The 20,375-nt window shown below is 64.5% G+C and carries 13 protein-coding genes; 10 read left to right on the top strand and 3 right to left on the bottom strand.

Going from position 1 to position 20,375, the window contains the following annotated elements; all coding sequences use genetic code 11:
- The first annotated feature begins 144 nt into the window (after nt 1-144).
- The 6 genes from RAH32_RS14450 (at nt 145) to RAH32_RS14425 (ending at nt 6,207) form a co-directional block, all read left to right on the top strand.
- On the top strand, nt 145-1,038 hold the full coding sequence (locus RAH32_RS14450) for an N-acetylmuramic acid 6-phosphate etherase (RefSeq protein WP_306608647.1): 894 nt from the start codon (nt 145-147) through the stop codon (nt 1,036-1,038).
- 40 nt (nt 1,039-1,078) lie between these two features.
- Entirely contained in the window at nt 1,079-2,335 is a 1,257-nt protein-coding gene (locus tag RAH32_RS14445) for an ABC transporter substrate-binding protein (RefSeq protein WP_306608646.1), read from the top strand.
- Nucleotides 2,336-2,411: 76 nt separating this feature from the next.
- Complete coding sequence (locus RAH32_RS14440) at nt 2,412-3,329, top strand: carbohydrate ABC transporter permease (RefSeq protein WP_191311816.1); 918 nt, start codon at nt 2,412-2,414, stop codon at nt 3,327-3,329.
- A gap of 10 nt (nt 3,330-3,339) precedes the next feature.
- Nucleotides 3,340-4,179, top strand: a complete 840-nt coding sequence (locus RAH32_RS14435) for a carbohydrate ABC transporter permease (RefSeq protein WP_306608645.1) — start codon at nt 3,340-3,342, stop codon at nt 4,177-4,179.
- Entirely contained in the window at nt 4,176-5,198 is a 1,023-nt protein-coding gene (locus tag RAH32_RS14430) for a Gfo/Idh/MocA family protein (protein ID WP_306608644.1), read from the top strand. Before RAH32_RS14435 ends, RAH32_RS14430 begins: the two co-directional genes overlap by 4 nt.
- Nucleotides 5,199-5,208: 10 nt before the next feature.
- Nucleotides 5,209-6,207, top strand: a complete 999-nt coding sequence (locus RAH32_RS14425; RefSeq protein ID WP_306608643.1) for an ABC transporter ATP-binding protein — start codon at nt 5,209-5,211, stop codon at nt 6,205-6,207.
- Nucleotides 6,208-6,328: 121 nt separating this feature from the next.
- On the opposite strand, the gene RAH32_RS14420 is transcribed toward RAH32_RS14425, so the two are convergent.
- Nucleotides 6,329-12,190, bottom strand: a complete 5,862-nt coding sequence (locus RAH32_RS14420) for a peroxidase family protein (protein ID WP_306608642.1) — start codon at nt 12,188-12,190, stop codon at nt 6,329-6,331.
- A gap of 604 nt (nt 12,191-12,794) precedes the next feature.
- Here RAH32_RS14420 and RAH32_RS14415 point away from each other — a divergent pair.
- From RAH32_RS14415 to RAH32_RS14400, 4 genes are all read left to right on the top strand, one after another.
- Entirely contained in the window at nt 12,795-14,069 is a 1,275-nt protein-coding gene (locus RAH32_RS14415; RefSeq protein WP_306608641.1) for a sensor histidine kinase, read from the top strand.
- Nucleotides 14,070-14,077: 8 nt separating this feature from the next.
- Nucleotides 14,078-14,740: a response regulator gene (locus RAH32_RS14410; protein ID WP_306608640.1), complete on the top strand. Its 663-nt coding sequence runs from the start codon at nt 14,078-14,080 to the stop codon at nt 14,738-14,740.
- Nucleotides 14,741-14,930: 190 nt separating this feature from the next.
- Nucleotides 14,931-16,298, top strand: a complete 1,368-nt coding sequence (locus RAH32_RS14405; protein WP_306608639.1) for a sensor histidine kinase — start codon at nt 14,931-14,933, stop codon at nt 16,296-16,298.
- Entirely contained in the window at nt 16,295-16,936 is a 642-nt protein-coding gene (locus RAH32_RS14400) for a response regulator (RefSeq protein WP_306608638.1), read from the top strand. Before RAH32_RS14405 ends, RAH32_RS14400 begins: the two co-directional genes overlap by 4 nt.
- A 36-nt stretch (nt 16,937-16,972) precedes the next feature.
- On the opposite strand, the gene RAH32_RS14395 is transcribed toward RAH32_RS14400, so the two are convergent.
- Nucleotides 16,973-17,644: a hypothetical protein gene (locus RAH32_RS14395; RefSeq protein WP_306608637.1), complete on the bottom strand. Its 672-nt coding sequence runs from the start codon at nt 17,642-17,644 to the stop codon at nt 16,973-16,975.
- A gap of 679 nt (nt 17,645-18,323) precedes the next feature.
- Nucleotides 18,324-20,288: an amidohydrolase gene (locus RAH32_RS14390; RefSeq protein ID WP_306608636.1), complete on the bottom strand. Its 1,965-nt coding sequence runs from the start codon at nt 20,286-20,288 to the stop codon at nt 18,324-18,326.
- Nucleotides 20,289-20,375 lie beyond the last annotated feature (87 nt).

Raw genomic sequence — 20,375 nt, 5'->3', positions numbered from 1 at the left:
TTGGAGAACTGTAATACCAACGCAATGCCAATCGGAAGAAGAATTCTCGTGAGCCGGGGATTATCGCAAATTGTCAACGAGTGCTGCTGATCGTACTTTACAGGTGGTATTCGTTTGGCATCTCCTAGCCGGCGGAGGAATCATATGGACTCTCGTCCGACAGAACAGCGCCACCCCCAGGCAGACGGGCTGCATCTGCGCCCGGCGCCCGATATCGGCGCGCTTTTCATCCAGGCGCAGGCCGATGCGATCGACAGCCTGTCCGCAGCCATTCCGGCGATCGAGGCCGCGGCCCGGGCCGCTGCGGCGGCGCTGCGGCGGGGCGGCAGTCTGGGCTATGCCGGTGCGGGCAGTTCGGGCCTGATGGCGCTTGCCGATGCCCTGGAACTGGCCGGCACCTTCGGCATCCCGCCCGACCGCACGCCCGTCCTGTTCGCGGGCGGCGCGCCTGCGCTGCTGCACATGCGCGGCGATGTCGAGGATGACGCCGAGACCGCAGCCCATGATTTCCGTCGCAGCGGGCTGTCACAGGGTGATGTGCTGGTCGTCGTCTCGGCCTCGGGCAGCACGCCCTATGCGCTGACGGTCGCGCAGGCTGCCAGGGCCGCTGGCGTGACCGTCGTGGGCATCGCCAATGTCGCGCCCTCGGCCCTTCTGGAACGGGCCGATATCGGGGTCTATCTGGCGACCCCGCCGGAACTGGTGGCGGGATCGACCCGGCTGGGCGCGGCGACCGCGCAAAAGGCCGCGCTGAACCTGATGTCGGTGCTGCTGGGCATCGAACTGGGCCATGTTCATGACGGCTTCATGGTCAATGTCCAGGCAGACAACGCCAAGCTGATAGGACGGGCCGCCCGGATCGTGGCGAACGTGGCCCGCGTGGACGACGCGGCGGCCAAGGACGCCCTGGCGCAGACCGGCGGCGCGGTGAAGGCGGCGATCCTGGTCGCGCGGGGCCGCTCGCCCGGGGATGCGGAACAGGCGCTGCGGCAAAGCGGCGGGCATCTGGCGCCTTTGCTGACAGCAACGGGACGATAACCAATAGGCGCGCAATGGCGCCTTTCACAGGGAGACGACGATGATAAAGACCCTCGGAACGGCCCTTCTGGCGGGCACGATGCTGGGCGGGACTGCCTGGGGCCAGGATGTCACGCTGACCATCGAAAGCTGGCGCAACGACGACATCACCATCTGGCAGGACACCCTGATCCCCGCCTTCGAGGCCGCCAATCCCGGCATCAAGGTTGTTTTCTCGCCCTCGGCCCCGGCGGATTACAACGCCGTCCTGAACTCGAAGCTGGACGCGGGATCGGCGGGCGACCTGATCACCTGCCGCCCCTTCGACGCCTCGCTGGAGCTTTACAACAAGGGCCAGCTGGCCGACCTGACCTCGCTTGCATCCATGGCGAACTTCTCGGACGTGGCGAAGTCGGCCTGGCAGACGGATGACGGCACGGCCACCTTCTGCGTGCCGATGGCCTCGGTGATCCACGGCTTCCTGTATAACGCCGATGCCTTCGAGGAACTGGGCCTGACCCCGCCCACGACCGAGGAGGAGTTCTTCGCCGTCCTGGACAAGATCAAGGAGGACGGCACCTATGTCCCCATGGCAATGGGCACCCAGGACCAGTGGGAAGCCGCGACGATGGGCTATCAGAACATCGGCCCGAACTACTGGAAAGGCGAGGAAGGCCGCAAGGCGCTGATCGAAGGCACGCAGAAGCTGACCGACGAACCCTGGGTCGCGCCCTTCGTCCAGCTTGCGAAATGGAAGGACTATCTGGGCGACGGATTCGAGGCGCAGACCTATCCCGACAGCCAGAACCTGTTCACCCTGGGCCGCGCCGCGATCTATCCGACGGGGTCGTGGGAGATCGGCGTCTTCAATCCGCAGGTGTCCTTCACCATGGGCGCCTTCCCGCCTCCGGTGCCGAATGCGGGGGATACCTGCTATATCTCGGACCATACCGACATCGCGCTTGGCATGAACGCCAAGACCGCCCATCCCGAGGAAGCCAAGACATTCCTCGAATGGGTCGGCTCGCCCGAATTCGCCGCGCTTTACGCAAATGCGCTGCCGGGCTTCTTCTCGCTCAATTCCACGGCGGTCGAGATGGAGGATCCGCTGGCCAAGGAATTCGTGTCCTGGCGCGAGAAATGCGAGCCGACGATCCGGTCCACCTATCAGATCCTGTCGCGCGGCACGCCGAACCTGGAAAACGAGACCTGGAACGCATCCGCCAACGTGATCCGCGGGTCCGAGACGCCGGAAGATGCGGCCAAGCGCCTGCAGGAAGGCCTGGCCTCGTGGTATGAACCGCAGCAGGCGCAGTAAGGCGCCCGACAGTTCGGCAGGCCGGGGCTGACCGTCCCGGCCTTCTGCCGCAGACACCAGGCAAGGGGACGCGATCATGGCGAAGGGACGGCCGATCCGCTGGCATATCGCGGTGTTTCTGGCACCGGCGGTGCTGGTCTACAGCGCGATCATGATCCTGCCCCTGTTCAGCACGCTGAACCTGTCGCTGTTCACCCGGACCGAGGGCGGCACCGCCTTCGTGGGTCTGGACAACTTCCGCACCCTGTTCGGCGATCCCCGCTGGTCGGCGGCCTTCTGGAACGCGCTTGGCAACAACCTGTGGTTCTTTGCCGTCCACATGCTGGTGCAGAACCCCATCGGCATCCTGCTGGCCGCGCTGCTGTCGTCGCCCCGTCTGCGGTTTTCGGCATTCTACCGCACGGCGATCTTCATCCCGACCATCCTCAGCTTCGTGGTCGTGGGCTTCATCTGGAAGCTGATCCTGTCGCCCTTGTGGGGGATCGCCCCGAACATGCTGGACATGGTGGGTCTGAAAAGCCTGTTCGCGCCCTGGCTGGGGAAAGAGGAATACGCCCTGACGACGCTGGCGCTGATCTCGGTCTGGCAGTTCGTGGGCATTCCGATGATGCTGATCTATGCGGCCCTTCTGTCGATCCCCGACGACATCATCGAGGCGGCCGAGATGGACGGCATCACCGGCTGGTCGCAGTTCTGGCGCATCAAGCTGCCGCTGATCCTGCCTGCGATCGGCATCATCTCGATCCTGACCTTCGTGGGCAACTTCAACGCCTTTGACCTGATCTATGTCAGCCAGGGGGCGCTTGCGGGCCCGAATTTCGCCACCGATATCCTGGGGACGTTCCTGTATCGCACCTTCTTCGGCTTCCAGTTGCAACTGGGCGACCCGCATATGGGCGCGGCCATCGCCACCGCGATGTTCGCCATCATCCTGGTCGGGGTCTGCATCTATCTGTTCCTGATCCAGACGCGGTTGCGCCGCTATCAGTTCTGAGGGCGGAACCATGAGCCAGCCCCGCCAGTCCCCCGCCCGCAGCATTGCCGCGCACGCGGTGCTGATCCTGTGGACGCTGATCGCGCTGTTCCCGGTCTTCGTGACGGTCGTGAACAGCTTCAAGTCGAAACGGGCGATCTTCACCCAGCCCCTGGCCCTGCCGGGGCCGGACAGCTTCGACCTTGTCGGTTATCAGACTGTGGCCAGACAGGGCGATTTCGTGGCCTATTTCCAGAACTCGCTGGTGGTGACCTGCCTCAGCCTGTTCTTCGTGCTGCTGTTCGGGGCGATGGCGGCATTCGCGCTGTCGGAATACCGGTTCCGGGGCAACACGCTGATGGGGCTTTACCTGGCCCTTGGCATCATGATCCCGATCCGGCTGGGCACGGTGGCGATCCTGCAGATGATGGTGGCGACCGGGCTGGTCAACACGCTGACGGCCCTGGTGCTGGTCTATACCGCGCAAGGCCTGCCGCTGGCGGTGTTCATCCTGTCCGAATTTATGCGGAACGTGTCGGACGACCTGAAGAACGCAGGCCGGATCGACGGACTGTCGGAATACCGCATCTTCTTCCGGCTGGTCCTGCCGCTGGTCCGGCCCGCGATGGCCACGGTTGCGGTCTTCACCATGATCCCCATCTGGAACGACCTATGGTTCCCGCTGATCCTTGCCCCGTCCGAGGAAACCAAGACCATCACCCTGGGCAGCCAGGTCTTCCTGGGCCAGTTCGTGTCGAACTGGAACGCCGTCCTGGCCGCGCTGTCGCTGGCGATCCTGCCGGTGCTGGTCCTTTACCTGATCTTTTCCCGGCAACTGATCCGGGGCATCACCGCAGGAGCCGTCAAATGATCCGTGCCCTTGTCGCAGGCCTTGGCAACATGGGCCAAAGCCACGCGCTTTCCTATCACAACAACTCGGATTATCAGATCGTCGGCCTGGTCAACCGCACCCCGCGCCCGCTGGCCCCCGGGTTGGAGGCCTATCCCTTCTTCAAGGATTACGCCCAGGCCCTGGCCGCCACGAAACCCGACCTGGTCTGCGTCGCCACCTATTCCGACAGCCACGCCGACTATGCCGTGGCGGCGATGGAGGCGGGTGCCGATGTCTTCGTGGAAAAGCCCCTTGCCACCACCGTCGCGGATGCGCAGCGCGTGGTCGATACCGCCGCCCGCCTGGGCCGCAAGCTGGTCGTCGGCTATATCCTGCGCCATCACCCAAGCTGGCAGCGCCTGATCGCCGAAGCGCGGGCCCTTGGCGGGCCTTACGTCTTCCGCCTGAACCTCAACCAGCAAAGCTCCGGCCCGACATGGGAGGTGCACAAGGCGCTGATGCAGACAACGCCGCCCATCGTCGACTGCGGCGTCCATTATGTCGATGTGATGCTGCAGATCACCGATGCCGATCCGGTCGAGGTGCGCGGCATGGGCCTGCGCCTGGCCGATGATATCGCGCCGGACATGTACAACTACGGCCATTTCCAGGTGCTGTTCGCCGACGGATCCCTGGGTTGGTACGAGGCGGGATGGGGGCCGATGATGTCGGACACCGCCTTCTTCGTGAAGGATGTGGTCAGCCCGCAAGGCGCGGTCTCGATCAGGATGCCGGAAAGCGCGCGGTCGGACGACATCGACACCCATACCCGCACCTCGACCCTGCGGGTGCATCGCGTGGGGCAGGGGCACGAGGACCTGTCCATGGCGGACGAGCCGGGCCACCAGGAATTGTGCGACCGGGAACAGGCCTTCATGGCCCGCGCCATCGCACATGATCTGGACCTGACGCGCCACATGCAGGACGCCGTGCGGTCGCTGGCCATCTGCCTTGCGGCGGATGAAAGCGTGCGGACCGGCAAGATCGTGAAACTGTAAGGGACGGCGAATGGGCCAGCTAAGTCTTTCCGGCGTGACGAAGAGCTTCGGACCCGTCGAGGTCATCAAGGGCGTGGACCTTGAGGTCGCGGACGGAGAGTTCTGCGTCTTCGTCGGCCCGTCCGGCTGCGGGAAATCCACGCTTCTGCGGATGATCGCAGGGCTGGAGGATGTCAGCGGCGGAACCGTGACGCTGGACGGGCGCGACATCACCAACCTGCCCCCGGCACGGCGCGAGATCGCGATGGTGTTCCAGTCCTATGCGCTTTATCCGCATCTGACCGTGCGCGACAACATGGGCCTGGCGCTGAAGCAGGCGGGCCATCCGAGGGCCGAGATCCGCGCCGCCATCGACCGCGCCGCCACCATGCTGTCGCTGGACGCGCTGCTGGACCGCCGCCCGGCCGAACTGTCGGGCGGTCAGCGCCAGCGGGTCGCCATCGGCCGCGCCATCGTGCGCCGTCCCAAGCTGTTCCTGTTCGACGAGCCGCTGTCGAACCTGGATGCCGCACTGCGCGTCCAGACCCGGATCGAGATCGCCAGGCTGCACCGCGACCTGGGCGCGACGATGGTCTATGTCACCCATGACCAGGTCGAGGCGATGACGCTCGCCGACAAGATCGTGGTGCTGCGGGCGGGCAGGGTGGAACAGACCGGCGCGCCCATGCAGCTTTACAACGACCCCGCCAATACCTTCGTGGCGGGCTTCATCGGCTCGCCGCAGATGAACTTCCTGAAGTCGGGCGTCTTGGGCCTGTCGTCGCACAGCGCGGGCATCCGGCCCGAACAGGTGCAACTGACAGATGGAGCCGGCCAGATCAGCGGCAGGGTCAGCCATGTCGAACGGCTGGGAGGAGAAACGCTGGTCTATGTCCACACCGCGGACCATGGCCTTCTGACCGCGCGGCTGTTCGGCGAACATGACCGCACAGTGGGCAGCGAGTTGGGCATCACCTTCGATCCCGCGCGATTGTTCCACTTTGACAAGGCAGGTCATCGCCTTCGCTGATCGGACTTTTCAGAGGGCATCTCCGAGGACCCCCTGGCGGGTCGTTTCGAACGATGAGGCTGAAAGCCGGGGGTGCGCCCCTTTCAGGGCGCACCCGTTCTTCAAGACAGGCAGAAGGCGTTCAGAACAGGAAGTCGCTCGCGATAAGCTCTACCTGGCCCGTGATGCGGATGCGGGCCTCTGCGGCCGTGTCGGTGTCGGTGTCGATCCACACGAAGGTGTCTGTCCCATCGAAGGTATAGCGGACCTGGTTCGTCGATCCCGGAGCGAACGCCCCTGTCCCGATGAAGGTGAAGGGCAGGGCGGCAAGACCCCTGACGTCGATCAGGTCGCCTCCGGTATCGCCGCCACCTTCGAATTCCAGGATGGTGTCGCTGGCAGTCACGGTGGTCGCGGCCGCAGTGGCGAAGACAAAGACGTCATCGCCATCGTCCCCCGTCAGTTGGTCAACACCCGTCCCGCCGATCAGCACATCATTTCCGGCACCGCCGAACAGAAGGTCGTTGCCGCCGTTGCCGCTGATCGTGTCGCTGCCGTCGCCACCGGAAAGACTGTTGACGGCATTGCTGCCGAAGAAGGTATCGTTGCCCGTGCCTCCGATGATGTTGTCGACCGCCGTGACCGTGTCCGACGTGAGAGCTGTCGAGCCGCTGCCGGAAACGGTGGCGGTTACCAGGGCAAGATCGATCGTCAGGCCCGTGCCATAGGCGCTGTAGTCGATCGTATCGACCCCGGCGCCGCCGTTATAGACATCGCGGAAGTCATCGACCGTTGCGACAAGCATATCCGTTCCTGCGCCGCCCGACAGCGCATTGGCCTCGCTGTTGCCGGTCAGGTTGTCGGCACCATTGCCGCCTGTGACGTTATCGACTCCAAGAACCGAGGTGAAGCCCGACGCGGAGCCGGTGTTCAGGTTCACCACCACGCCTCCCGCGCTGGAGCCATAGCTGAGCGTGTCTGTGCCGTCGCCAAGATCCAGCAGAATGCTTTCAACGCCTGCGATGCTGGCAATCCCGGTCATCGACACCAGGGACGACCCGTTCCAGTTGACGGTGACCGCGTTGGCTGCGGCGTTTCCGTCATAGCGGATGACGTCGACGCCCGCCCCGCCATCGACCGCGTCGGTGCCGTCGCCCCAGGCAAAGCGGATCAGGTCGGCGCCGTCCCCGCCCTGGATGGTGTCGTTGGCGGCACCCCCGACCAGAATATCGGCACCCGCACCGCCGACCAGGGTGTCGGCGCCTGCCTGCCCATACAGAACGTCGTCGCCGTCGCCCCCGGTAACGCTGTCATTGCCCGAATGTGCATAGACGATGTCGTCGAGGTTTCCGCCAAGGATGGCGTTGGATCCGGTGGTGCCCGAACGAAGCACCATGGTTTCGTTCTGGAACGCACCCCCCGGTGCGGTGAAGCGCAGATTGATCGTATGGGTCTGGCCCTGGCCCAGGGCGCCATTCAGCGTCATGAGCCCATCCAGGTTGACGGCGACCAGCGGACTGCTGCCCGCCTGAAGCGTGAATTCGCCTTCGCCCGTGTCGCTGGTCAGCTGGCCGATGGTCGCGCCGTTGCCGGGCAGGGCCGTGGCGGCAGGCAAGGCCAATGGCCGCAGGGACAGGTCCGCCCGAAGCAACACACCGATCGGAGTCCTCAGGTCGATGGTCCCGTCCGCGAACTGCAGCAGCTCGATATTCTTCAGGAAGTCGGTGTCGTCGAACAACACCCCCCGGGTCGTCAGCGTGTCGGTGACCGAGATGAAGCCGTCTCCGTTCACGTCATAGGCCGACTGGATGATGTTTTCACCCGCGTCGTTCAGGTCGCCGTCTTCGTTGAAGTCGATCCGCTGGCCCCGGCCCTCGATGACATAGTCGGTCTGGTTACCGCTGAACACCGCCCTGTCCAACGCATCCGTCGCCTGGTCGTGAAGCAGTTCACGGACAATGGACATGTCGCCAGGCTTGATCGTGCGGTCCAGCAGCAGCGACTGCAGCGACCGTCCCCCGAACGCCGGGGGCAGGTGGAACTGCGGAATGCCCGCGCTGTCCGTCTGCCAGACCTTGCCGGCGAACGCGCCGCCCGCTGCGGTCGAGCTGTTCAGCGATTCCGCCGAATACACCGCGACGACTTCACCGGTCACAGGGTCCTTGATTTCAATCTTGATTCGCACATTGAGCCAGGCATCGCCGTCGATCACATCGAACCCGCCCCGGCCCTGGATCAGGTCCGATCCGGCGCCGCCCAGCAGCATGTTGCCGTCCCGGAACATCACGTCGGCATCGGTGTAGACATCGGGGCTGAGTTCCGCCAGCGTACTGCGCAACCCTCCGAACCACGCGGTCATGCCGGCAATCCGGGCAAGACCCGCCGCGTCCAGGACATGTTCGCCGAAGTCCAGGCCGGGATCCAGGTCACCGGCGGCGGTTCCCCGGTTGTCGCCCCGGATCGTATCGTTGAACTTCCACCCCGAGAAGCCTTCCATCAGGTCGAAGCGGTCGCGCAGGATGTCGGCAGGAACCGAGGTGAAGATCGGGATGGTGGCATCCCAGTTCACGCCTGCCACGTCGTATTTCGCGATCGCCCAGTCGAAGCCGAACATGCCTTCGAACCGCTGCACGCCGATCCCCGAAAAGGCGATGTCGTCACCCGATTCAAGGTCATAGTCCTGGTCGTTGCCCTGTCCCCAGGCCACGTCATGGCCGATGATGGTCGAGTTGAAGAACAATTCGGAGTTGTCGCCCGAAATGACGTCGAAGCCCTCGCCGCCTTCGATCCAGTCGTCGCCCTCGTTGCCCAGAAGGTTGTCCGCACCCGAGCCGCCAAGGATGAAGTCGTTGCCCTCGCCGCCGAAGGCCTCGGAGCCATCCTGGCCGATCATGAGGGCGTCCTTGCCCTGCCCGCCGAACAGGAGGTTGATGCCGCGCGCCGCCGAGACCACGTCATTGCCGCGTTCGCCGCGCAGGAAGTTGTCGCCGAAGGGATCCTCAATAATGTCGTCGCCGTCGCCGCCGAAGACCTGGTCGGATTCCTGCCCGGCGTTGAGATAGTCGTTGCCGCCGTCGCCCCACAGGGCGTCGATGCCCAGATCGCCCCTGAGGGTGTCGTTGCCTTCGGTCCCGCCAAGCACCACATGTTCGCCGCCCCGGAAGATCAGGGTGCCGCCGACATCATGCGTCTTGCCTCCCTCCTCTACGGTGGTCGCACCGTTGTAGTGGCGAATGACCTTGGGGTCGATGTTCTGCAGCAACGGATCGTCCCAGATCGGGTCCTTGCCTTCCGTTCCGCTGCCGTTGTAGTCGCGCTGCGCGATGGCGCGATCCAGTTCCAGGATCATGTCGGGCGTCAGGAAGGCGTGGCCGTACATGTGCGGCGCATATTTGTCGCCCATGGACGAATTGCGCATGATGATGTCGGCGAAGCTGTTGGCTTCCAGCGCGTCCAGAAGGTTCAGGCCCTGAACGCGCGACAGGTAATAGAACCGGTCGCCGTTCTGAAGCTGCTCCATCTGGTATTCGAAGATGAAGTTGAACGTCGAACCCAGCATCCCGCCGAATTCGTTCAGCTTTTCCGCCAGTCCGCCGATCCACAGATCGACCGCGTTCAGCCCGCCCCGGCCATTGGCCGCTGACGCCGACCCGGCATAGGCGCCGGTTGCGTTCAGGAAGTCCAGCCGATCCGATGGCGCCCCAGTGCCGCCCAGCACCAGCAGGGTGGCCGCGGCGCGCTTGGCCTCCATCGTGGCGGCATCGGTGATCGTTTCGTGCGTGCCATAGGCCGCCACGAAGTTGATCAGCGACACCGGGTTCTTGAGATTCTGGGCAAAATCGCTCCAGCTTTCATAGGGTTTCAGGTCCGCGACGCCGAAGTCGTTGTAGAGTTGATCGCGTGTCTGGTTCAGCGACGGGACGCCGGTTTCGCGCGCCCGGGCCATGTTCAGTGCCGCCAGATCCAGCGGCAGCCCCAGAAGGTTGCTGCGAAGCGCCGGGACGATGAATTCATCGATCTCGGAGCCCACGTCCTCGGACAGGCCGCGCAGGATGGCGCCCTGGATGTCGTTGAAGTTGTCCGCCGTCCCCATGTAGGCCTGCGGGTTCAGGAACGCCTCGATCAGCGAGAACTGTTCGCCGTCCGGGCCGTTGATCGGGTTCAGGTCGTTGTCGATCCGGTCCACCGTGTCGGTCAGCATCGAATGGCCGAAGCGATAGATCGCGTGGGCGAATTCCGCCACGATCGAGGGATCGATGTCGGCGGTGTTGGTGAACACGAAGGGATCGACGGCGGGTTGGATGCGCCGGGCGAATTCCTCGAACACCATGTGCTGATATTGCATCTCGGTCGAGAAGCGGGCCGCCTGGAACATCCGGGCGCCGTCCCATTGCAGGTCGGCGATCTGGTCCGGGGTGGGAAGCGTGTCGATGTCCACCAGCAGCCATTCGTTGATGAATTCCAGGTCGCCGCTTTCCAGGATGGTGTGCTTGTTTTCCTCGACGATGCGGTTGTGTTCGGCGTGGAACACCGAATGGACAGCGGACAGGCCGAAATTCTCGTTCCCCCGGCCGTCGCCGGTGATGAAGTGCGAATCCAGCATCTCGTCGTCATAGGTCTCCGGGTCGCCGTCATCGCCCAGGGTATCATCGTCATCCGGGCGCTGCGGCGTGTCGGGACGATGGTCTCCGTCGGAATCATAGCTGCCCGGCGCCGCGTGATGCGCGATGTCGTCCAGGAAGGCCGGGCCTGCCGCCACGCTGCCCTCGGTCGTGATGCCGTCGAAGGTGCCTTCCTTATACCAGACGGCCCCGCCGGGGGTCAGCGGCTTCATGACCATCTGGGCATAGCCGTTCGGCCCCAGGATCAGGTTGCCGTACGGGTCTGTCAGCAGCTCCGGCACACGATGGACGTCATGGTCCTCCAGCCGGATGCCCAGGACGTCCAGAGCCTGTTTCTTGACATCCGCCCAGGTGCCGATGGTGCCATGCAGGGCACCGTCCAGAAGCCGCCCGGTGGAATAGGCCTTGAATCCGTCGTCGACACCGTCGCCATTCAGATCCAGGTTCAGCCGCACCTGTTCGCGCAGGAACACCTGATGCGAGGCGTGCGATGTGTAGGTCTGGTTCTGGTCCACGAAGGACGTGGTCATGTTGGTATGCGACGTGCCGTCCGGCGTGGCGCGGGTCAGCGCCATGAACCGAAGATGGGTTGGCAGGTCATCCTCGGTACCAATCACCTTGTCGGCGCCCGCGATCAGCGGGTCGTCGTCCTGAAGCGGGATGTACACCGTCCCGTTGCCGCCCTTGGTGACCAGATCCAGCCCGTGGTCGAAGAACTGGCCGAAGATGGTGAACAGGTTGTTGAACGAGGGCGTCAGGCCGATATCCGGCGAGACGTTCTCGATGCGGATGCCCCCTTCTGGTCCGATTTCCAGCTTGTGACTGCTCAATACTTCTTCGAGGTGCGCCTGGGCCTGTTGATAGCCTTCCAGCGTTGTATGGCCGACGGTCGCTGCATGGGCCTCGGTGATCTCGTTCACGGCATCGGTGGCTGCGGTCCCGGTGATGCCCAGGAGCTTCAGCGCCGCATAGACCGCCGCCGGGTTGCCGGCCGTCTGGTCCACGATCAGGTTCGAGATGATGCGCGGATCCGCATCGACGACACTGCCGGGCTGGCTGTAATCGGTATTCGTCAAGACCGGGCCACCCGGCCCGCCCATCTCGATGCTGTCGTCCTGATCGTTGCCATAGACGGGATCGGTCAGGCGCGGAAACGGGGTTTCGCTCGCTCCCAGGTCGTTTTGCCCCGGCAGCAGATTGTTGTCGCGGCCATCGACTGTCCGAAGACCGGCAGGCATCAGGGCGGCGTCCTGGGCGGACACGTCATAAACCTGCTGGATGGCCTCGACCGTCGTCATGCCCCCGGAATGAAGCTCGGCAACCTTGATCTGCTTCAGGATGAACTGAAGGTCGTGAACATTGACATGGAAACTCGTTGACATGGCTTTTCCTTCCCTGAACCGAGTTGGAAAGCACTTCAGGACAGCAGCAGGGACCGGTCATTCCGTCATCAGGCGCAAGCCCATGGCGCCCGAAAGCACCATCTGGACGGTCGTTTCGGACCGTATTTTTCCGTGATGTTGATGAAGTGTTCTTCCCTGGCGAGAAGGTTAGAAATCATCAAGGTCGCGTGACAATGACGACTGGAGGCCCGGGAAGCTGCAGACTTTGGTCCTAATCCACTGGGCCGAAACGACAGGTGAAAAACGGTCTATTCTTCCAATGCGCTGACATTATTAAGTAATTGGCTTCTGCCGAAATATGCTGAATCTCCTGTTAAAAGAAAAGAAATCCTTCTTTGCAACTTGCAAGAGAAATTAATATAAAGCAAATGGTACGATTTTTTCGTCTTAAGCCGCCTTTTTGACTATATTTTTTGATTTGGCGTTGAGCTGCGCTTGTCTTATTGTCCCAGTCAGAAGTTCGTAAGTGAATGTTGGTCGATTTATGGGCAGTTCCAGTGCAGTCCTCTGGTGGTCGTCACTAAGTCTTTCCCGACAATTCTATGTATTATGTGCAGTTCTTTTGATGCCGAGCATCGGGCTGATGGGGCAGTGGACACTGTTTCGAGTCGAAGCGGCGGTCAAGGAAGATATCGGCAACCGCAACAGTGTCTATTTCAGGTATTTTTTCGCGGATTATCTTTCTGAACTGGAACGCAGCGACAGCTTCTCGGCGGCGACGACACAGGCGATCGGTCAGGAAATCGATGCCTTGGCCGAGGACTTGAACCTGATCGCCGCCAAGATCTGGACCACGGACGGTCGAATTCTTTTTGATACCGACCCAAGTCTGATCTCGAGACAGTTTCCCGTGACCGAGGGTCTGGCCAAGGCGGTCGGCGGCACGGTGGCCGTCGAATTCGAGAACGGATCGGGCGATCATGGGAACTATCCGGGTCAGAAGACGCTCGAGGTCTATGTCCCGCTTCGCCGACATGCCGATGGTCCCGTTCTTGCCGTCGCCGAACTTTACTATGACAGGACATCGCTTCTGGCGACGTTCCAGGGGACCCGGCGGCTGACATGGATGATCGATGCGGTGGTCCTTGCCGTGGTTGCCCTGGGCATTTACCCGATCGTCGCACAGGGCGACAACGTGATCGACCGCCAGAGGGCGGAACTGAAGGAGAAGGTCGAAAGGCTGACGCAGCTTCTTGAGCACAACAAGGCCTTGCGGCTTCGTATCCAGAAGGCCTCCTCGCTCAGCGCCGAGAATGCGGAGCTTCATCTTCGCCGGATCGGGGCCGATCTTCATGACGGAATCGGCCAGCTGCTGACGATTTCCCTTTTGAAGCTGGACCAGCTTTTCCCTGGGGATCAGGCCAGAAGCCGCGACTATGTCATTCTGCGCGAAATGCTGGAGGAGGCCATGGGCGAAGTGCGGGCCATGGTGTCGGGACTGTCGCTTCCCCACATGATGGAGAAGGGATTGACCGATGCGATCGGTCTGGTCATCCTGAAGCACCGGCACCGCACATCGACCACCGTTGACTGCATGATCGAGCCGGACCTGAACGAAGTCAGCAATCCCGTGAAGCTGGCGATCTGCCGGATGGTGCAAGAGGGGCTGAACAATGCCTACAAGCACGCGGGCGGCAAGGGGCAGTCCGTCACCGTTCGCGGGGAAGGGGGGTTCGTGGTCGTGACCATAAGCGACGAAGGTCCGGGCATGCAGCCCCATGCCGTCAGCAACGACATGCAGCAACTGGGGCTGACAGGCCTGCGCAATCGCATCATCAGCCTTGGCGGAAGTCTTTCCGTCGACAGCGTTCCGGGCAAGGGCGTCACCTTGACCGGCTATTTCCCAACAGATGTCTGAGGTGTCCAATGCTCCATCCGATAAGGGTCGCCGTCGTCGATGATCATCCCCTTGTGCGGGAGGGGATCATTCATGCCATCGGCGCCTCTGCCGAAGACATCACCGTGGTGGGCGAAGGTGCCACGGCCGCCGAGGCTGTCGAACTTGTCAGAACGCTTGCCCCGGACATTCTGCTGCTCGACCTCAGCATTCCCGGGCTGGGCCTTGTCGCGCTCGAGGAAATGGCCAGAATGCAGTTCCAGACCAGGGTGATCGTCCTGACTGCTTCGGAAGACAGCGGCGATGTCATGGAGGCGCTGCGTCACGGCGTCAGCGGTTACATCCTGAAGGGCATCCGAGGTTCCGACCTGAAGGACATCATCCGGCGCGTGCATCGTTCCGAACGCTATGTCTCGCCCGAACTGGCTGCGCGCATGCTGTCCGACCTGAGCCGTCCTTCGGTCCGTGCCGATGACTGCCTGAGCAGGCGCGAGGCCGAGATCGTCAGGCTTGTCCGTCAGGGCTGCTGCAACAAGGACATCGCCAAGCATCTGGACATCAGCGAAAAGACCGTGAAGCACTACATGACCACGATCTTCCGCAAGCTCGAGGTGCGTAACAGGACGGAACTGGCCGTGTTGAATCCGGCGTCCCGGCCCGCGCCCGCCCAGGCGGCAGGGCCGGTGATCTAGGGCAGGGTGGCGTCCTTCCCTGAAGGATGTGGCCGCCTCTTCCATGAGTTCCGGCCGCGCAACGATGTCGCCTCCATGCCGCCGGCACCCCGCGCGAGAGGTCTGCCGGGCCGTGTTTCGCGTCCTGCATCGGGATCCGACTGGACTTCAGTCCAGTTTCCCCGACCATGCTCCCGGGGAATGATGGCTCATGCGAGGACAGGAACTGGTTTGCACGGCATGGAACAGGGCATCGCTCGCCACCCGCTTCGGGCTGGCGGGCGGGGTGGTCCTGCTGGTCTTTTCGCTTCTGGCGGGTGGCCTGATCGTCCAGCAGATCCAGCGGGTCGTCGTCCGCAACACGGCAACCGCCGCAGCCTTCTACATGGAGAGCTTTCTGCATCCGCTGGTCGAGGGCTATATCGGCGACGAGGCTCCCTCTCCTGCCATCCGGCGCGCGTTGCAGGAGGTGCTGCCCGCCACCTCGATGGGCGACCGTGTCCTGTCCTACAAGATATGGCGGCCTGGAGGGCTGGTCATCGAAGCCTCGGACGCCGACCTGATCGGAAAGACCTTCCCGCCGTCGGACGAGTTGCGGCAGGCATGGGCCGGCCAGATCGCCGCGACATTCGAGGACGATGCCGAGGAGGAGGACGAGGCCGAACATGCGCTCGGGCTGCCGCTTCTGGAGATATACAGCCCGATCCGCGCCGACTGGACCGGCGAGATCATCGCAGTGGCCGAGGTCTATGTCGCCGACCCGGCCTTGAAGGCCGATCTTGTGGCGGCGCGGAACAAGGCGCTGCTCGGGGTCGGGGGGGCGGGACTGGCGCTTGGATTGCTGCTCTACGCCATCGTCTATGGTGGCAGCCGAACCATCGAGGCGCAGCGTCGCGATCTAGACCGTCAGTTGGCAGACCTGCACAGGCTTTCGTCGCACAACGGAGCATTGCGTCGGCGCGTGCAGGAGGCCGCGGCCCGTGCGGCAATCACGGCCGAGCAGGGCTTGCGTCGCATCGGCGCGGATCTTCATGACGGCCCGGCCCAGTACCTGGCCTATGCCAGCCTGCGCGTGGATGCCCTGGGCCGCGCGATCGAACCGCCGGCGCCAGAACTGGACGAGTTGCGCGATGCCCTGACACAAGCCATGTCGGAAATCCGCTCCATCTCGCGCGGGCTGGTGCTGCCCGACATCGCCGACATGTCGGCCCCGCAGATCGTCCAGCTTGCGGTCGCGGCGCACCAGGCCCGCCATGGGCAGGCAGTGGACCTGACGCTCGATCAGGGCGGTGCAGTGCCCATGAGTCCTGCACTGCAGGTCTGCCTGTTCCGGTTCACCCAGGAAGGCTTGAACAACGCCGCCCGCCACGCCCCCGGTGCGGATCTGGCGGTGGTTCTGTCCCGAGGGCCGTCCAGCCTGAGGCTGGTCGTGCAGGATACCGGGCCGGGATTGGCGTCCGACAGTGCGCCCGGCCTTGGACTCAGCGGCCTTCGCGACCGGGTCGAGGCCCTGGGCGGACATTTCGGCCTTGAACGCAAGAACGGAAGGACGGAACTGTGGATGGAGGTGGAGATATGACAAGGCACCGGGTTCTGGTGGCCGACGACCACCCGCTGTTTCGCGAAGGCGTCGCGCGGACCCTGGCGGAAAGCCCCTTGTTCGAGGTGGCGGGCACAGCCGCGTCGGGCGCCGAAGCGGTCGAGCAGGCCGCGCGTCTGGCGCCGGATCTAGTGCTTCTGGACCTATCGATGCCGCAGGGCGGATTGTGGGCTTTGGAACGGATTGCGCGGCTTGAACCTGCGCCCGTGGCCGTCATGCTGACCGTATCGGAAGACAGCGAAGCCGTCTTTGCCGCGCTCGAGGGGGGGGCCAGGGGCTATCTTCTCAAGGGGATCGGCGGAACCGAACTTGTCGCGATCCTCGAGCGCCTGATGGCTGGCGAAAGCCATGTCGCCCCCGCCTTGGCGGCGCGGATGCTGACCCGGATGCACAAGCCGCAGGCAACCCCGCCCGATCCGCTTTCAACGCTGACAGCGCGCGAGGAGGAGATCCTGCGCCTTGTCTCGGCGGGTCTGTCGAACAAGGAGGTTGCGCGTCGGCTGGACCTGCAGGAACGCACCATCAAGCACCACATGACCCAGATCCTGCAGAAGCTGCACCTGCGCAACCGCACCGAAGCGGCGATCCTGGCACAGCGCAGATGGGGCGACGGCTGACGCCATCGCCCCACCGTCCATCGTTCGCGCCGCTGCTCAGCGAACGATGGCACCAAGGCGGTCATAGTCCTGTCGGGTGGCAGGACGCTCGACCACCGTGCGGTTTTGCGCATCCTTCAGTTCGTACCGGCCGTTCTCCAACTCCTCGCGCCAGCCGTCGGAATAGGTCACCTCGATGCCCCGGTCCGAGCGTTCATAGCGCGCAGGAGTTGCGTCAGGGGGGGTGCCGACCGATCCGCCACGACCCGCGGACCGGCGGCCATGGTCGTCCTTCCCGCGGTCGTCCGCACCGCGGCCACGTCCGCCGTGGTCATCGCCGGGACCGTCATCGCTGCCCCGCCCACGTCCGCCGTTGTCATCGCCGGGACCGTCGTCGCCACCACGTCCCCGCCCGCCGTTGTCATCGCCGCCCCGGCCATGACCGCCGCCGTGGCCGCTGCCGTCATCACCTCCGCGACCGCGTCCGCCGCCATCGTCGCCCCCTCGGTCGCCGCCTCCTCCGTTATCGCTGCCGCCCCGGCCGCCGCCGCCATCATGGCCACCGCCGTCGTCGCCGCCCCGAGCCTGGGCAAAGGCAGGCGACAGCGTCGGTGCCTTGCCGGGCGCCAAGTCGATCGTAACAGGCGCGGCGATCGCCGCCCCGGCCAGCAGCAGCACCATCAATTGCGATCTTGCCGGACGGTGCCGGAATGATGTTTGCAGTCGCATGAACGTGTCCTCTTCATTGACCGGCCCCATGGCCGCTAAACACCCTTGCATTAGAGCACTGCGCGTTTCCTTTTGGATCGAACCAAGGTCCAGTCGATGCGGCGCAAAGGTTCGGCAAGGCCCCTGTCGGATGGACAGTTGCAGGGTAGGTGAAATCGGCCAGCCATGCCTGGTCCGCCCGGGTCCCGCCTGAGGATGTCGACGGCCAGGGCGCCAGATGGCGACAGCAGCGCGGCGTCATCCGCGAAGCTAGATGCCTTCAACTGGCTCGTCCAGCGGTGGAGGCGCTCCTGCGCGCCCTCGTGGAGGCGAGGGTGAAGCCCCCCAACCTTGCCCCCTGCGGCGCGCTTCGGGACCGCCTCTCGGGCCTGTGCCAGCCGACCTATGTCCTCGACATCCCCGGAGGCCACGGCAAGGCCCCGCCGGGACGGCGGTCGGCGACCTGCCTCGGCCCTCCGGCGAAGCGCAGCGCCACCTTGTCCAGGACTGGCGAGAGGCCGTGCACATCTTCCCGCCCGGCCCGGACGATGCGACCGGCTGACCCCCCAGATCCGGCCGCTCCGCATTGGAGCCCCTTTGGGGACCTCCGCAGGCCACAATGGGGCGCATCACGGCTCCTGCTGACGGTCGGCCCAGGGGGCTCGACACTCTTGGATGCGGAGTGCGGCAAGCTGTCCCGCTAGTTGGACGCCAACTGGTCCAGTGCCCGCATCGCCCGGGCCTCCCGTAGCAGGGCGCCGTGGCCCTCGTCAGCCGGGGGGTCCAGATGGGCGTGCTGCATCGGCGCGTCGGACCCCTCCAGCCAGCCCTGCTCGCTCGCCGCCGAGAACACCGTCTCGCCGTCCTTCAGCGTCTGCTCGACACGGATGTCCTTGATCTCCATGGGATCGACCTTCAACGGATTGCGGTCGAGGATGACGAGATCCGCAACCTTGCCTGGCTCGATCGTGCCCTTTCGGCCCTCCTCGAAGTACTGCCAGGCCGCGTGGTCGGTGATGGCCTTGAGGGCGACATAAGGAGAGACCCGCTCCTCCGGGCCCAGAACCTGTCCGCTTCGCGTCACCCGGTTCACCGCCGTCCAGACCAGGAACATCATGTCCGGCGGCACGATCGGGCTGTCGGTGTGGTTGGTGGCCTTGAGGCCGAGCCGGTCCGCCGTGGCCATGGCGCTGATCCGCGCCGCGCGCTCGGGCCCCAGGACCGAGTCGCGGTGCCAGTCGCCCCAGTAGAACGTATGGGCCGAGAAGAAGCTGGGAATGATGCCGAGCTCCTTCATCTCGGCGAGCTGGTCGGGCCGGGCAGTCTGGCTGTGGATCATGACGGGCCGCAGGTCGAGGTCCCCGTAGGTCGCGCGCGCCTTGCGCACGGAGTCGATCATCATCGCGCTCGCGGCGTCCCCATTGCAATGGATGACGAGCTGGACCTTGTTGCGGAAGGCCGCGTCCATCCAGGCGTCCAGCCGTTCCTGCGTGAGCGTGGGATAGCCCCGGTAGTCGGCCGGGGATCCCTCGGGAGGGATGAGGTAAGGCTCCGACAGGTAGGCGGTCTTGCCCTGCGGCGAGCCGTCGAGCGCGATCTTGATCCCCGCGATCTTGCTGTGGCCCACATAGACGCCGACCGGCAGACGACCCGTGGCCGGGTCCTTCAGGCTCACCTCGGCGGGCAGCGGGTCAGGCGGCGTGGGGCGCCCCATGTTCGACAGCGCCGAACCCGGAGCGAAATACTCGATCCCCGACAGCGTCTGCTCGCCGTCGAGCACCTTGTCGAAGTCGACGTAGAGCACGTAGGAGATCAGGTCGAGGCGCAGCACGCCCTCGGCGTTGACGCGCCGGATCTCGGCCAGCGTGTCGGGCCTGCTCAGGTGGTCCGCCGCCGTGGTCAGGCCGTAGCCCGCGTACATGGTCTGGATCTCGTCCAGGCGCGCCACCCAGTCCTCGTGGCTGGGCCGCGCCAGCATGTTGAGGAAGGGCAGCATGGCGTTCTCTTCCACGACCCCCGTCAGCTCTCCGGCCGTGTCGCGGCGCATGACGCCACCGTCCGGGTCCGGCGTGTCCCTGGTGATCCCGGCCAGGGCCAGCGCCGCCGAATTGACGACCATGAGGTGCCCCGAGGCGTGGCGCGCGATGATCGGAACCTCCGCCGAGACCGAGTCGAGCTCGGCACGCGTCGGGTGACGTCCCTCGGCGAGCAGGCTGTCGTCGTAGCCCGAGCCGATGAGGGCGGCGCCGGGCTTGAGCGTCTCGCGGGCGAGCGCCTTGCGAAGCTGGTCCAGGAGGGTGGCGATGTTCGACACCTTTCCCACTGGCGGGGGGCTCAGGTTGGGCTGGCCCCAGGACGTCACATAGTTCGGCAGGTGCCCATGGGCGTCGATGAAGCCCGGCAGCATGGTTCGACCGCCAAGGTCCACCTCGACCGCGAAAGCCGGTGCAGCCGCTCTCACCTCCGCCAGGGAGCCGGTCGCGGCGATCCGGGCATCCTGCACGAGCACGGCCTCGACATAGGCAGGGTTGTCCCCCGCCATCGTCAGGATGTCGCCGCCGTGATAGATGGCGGCCGAGCCCTCGGCCGCGCCTTGAGCCCAGGCCCCCAGCCCCGGGATGGCCGTCGCCGCCGCCAGGGTCGCGAGAAACTCTCTCCGTCTCATGTGGTCATTCTCCCGTTGATGTCGTCGCGACCCGCTTGCAGGGTCATTGCGCGCCTCCGTCGAGGCGCCTTGGTCGATGGCCCGGCC

Origin of the sequence: Paracoccus yibinensis (assembly GCF_030846195.1) — a bacterium.
GTDB classification, from domain to species: Bacteria; Pseudomonadota; Alphaproteobacteria; order Rhodobacterales; family Rhodobacteraceae; genus Paracoccus; species Paracoccus yibinensis.
The sequence above is the reverse complement of the archived record's forward strand: the minus strand, read 5'-3'. Positions and strand labels throughout refer to the sequence as shown.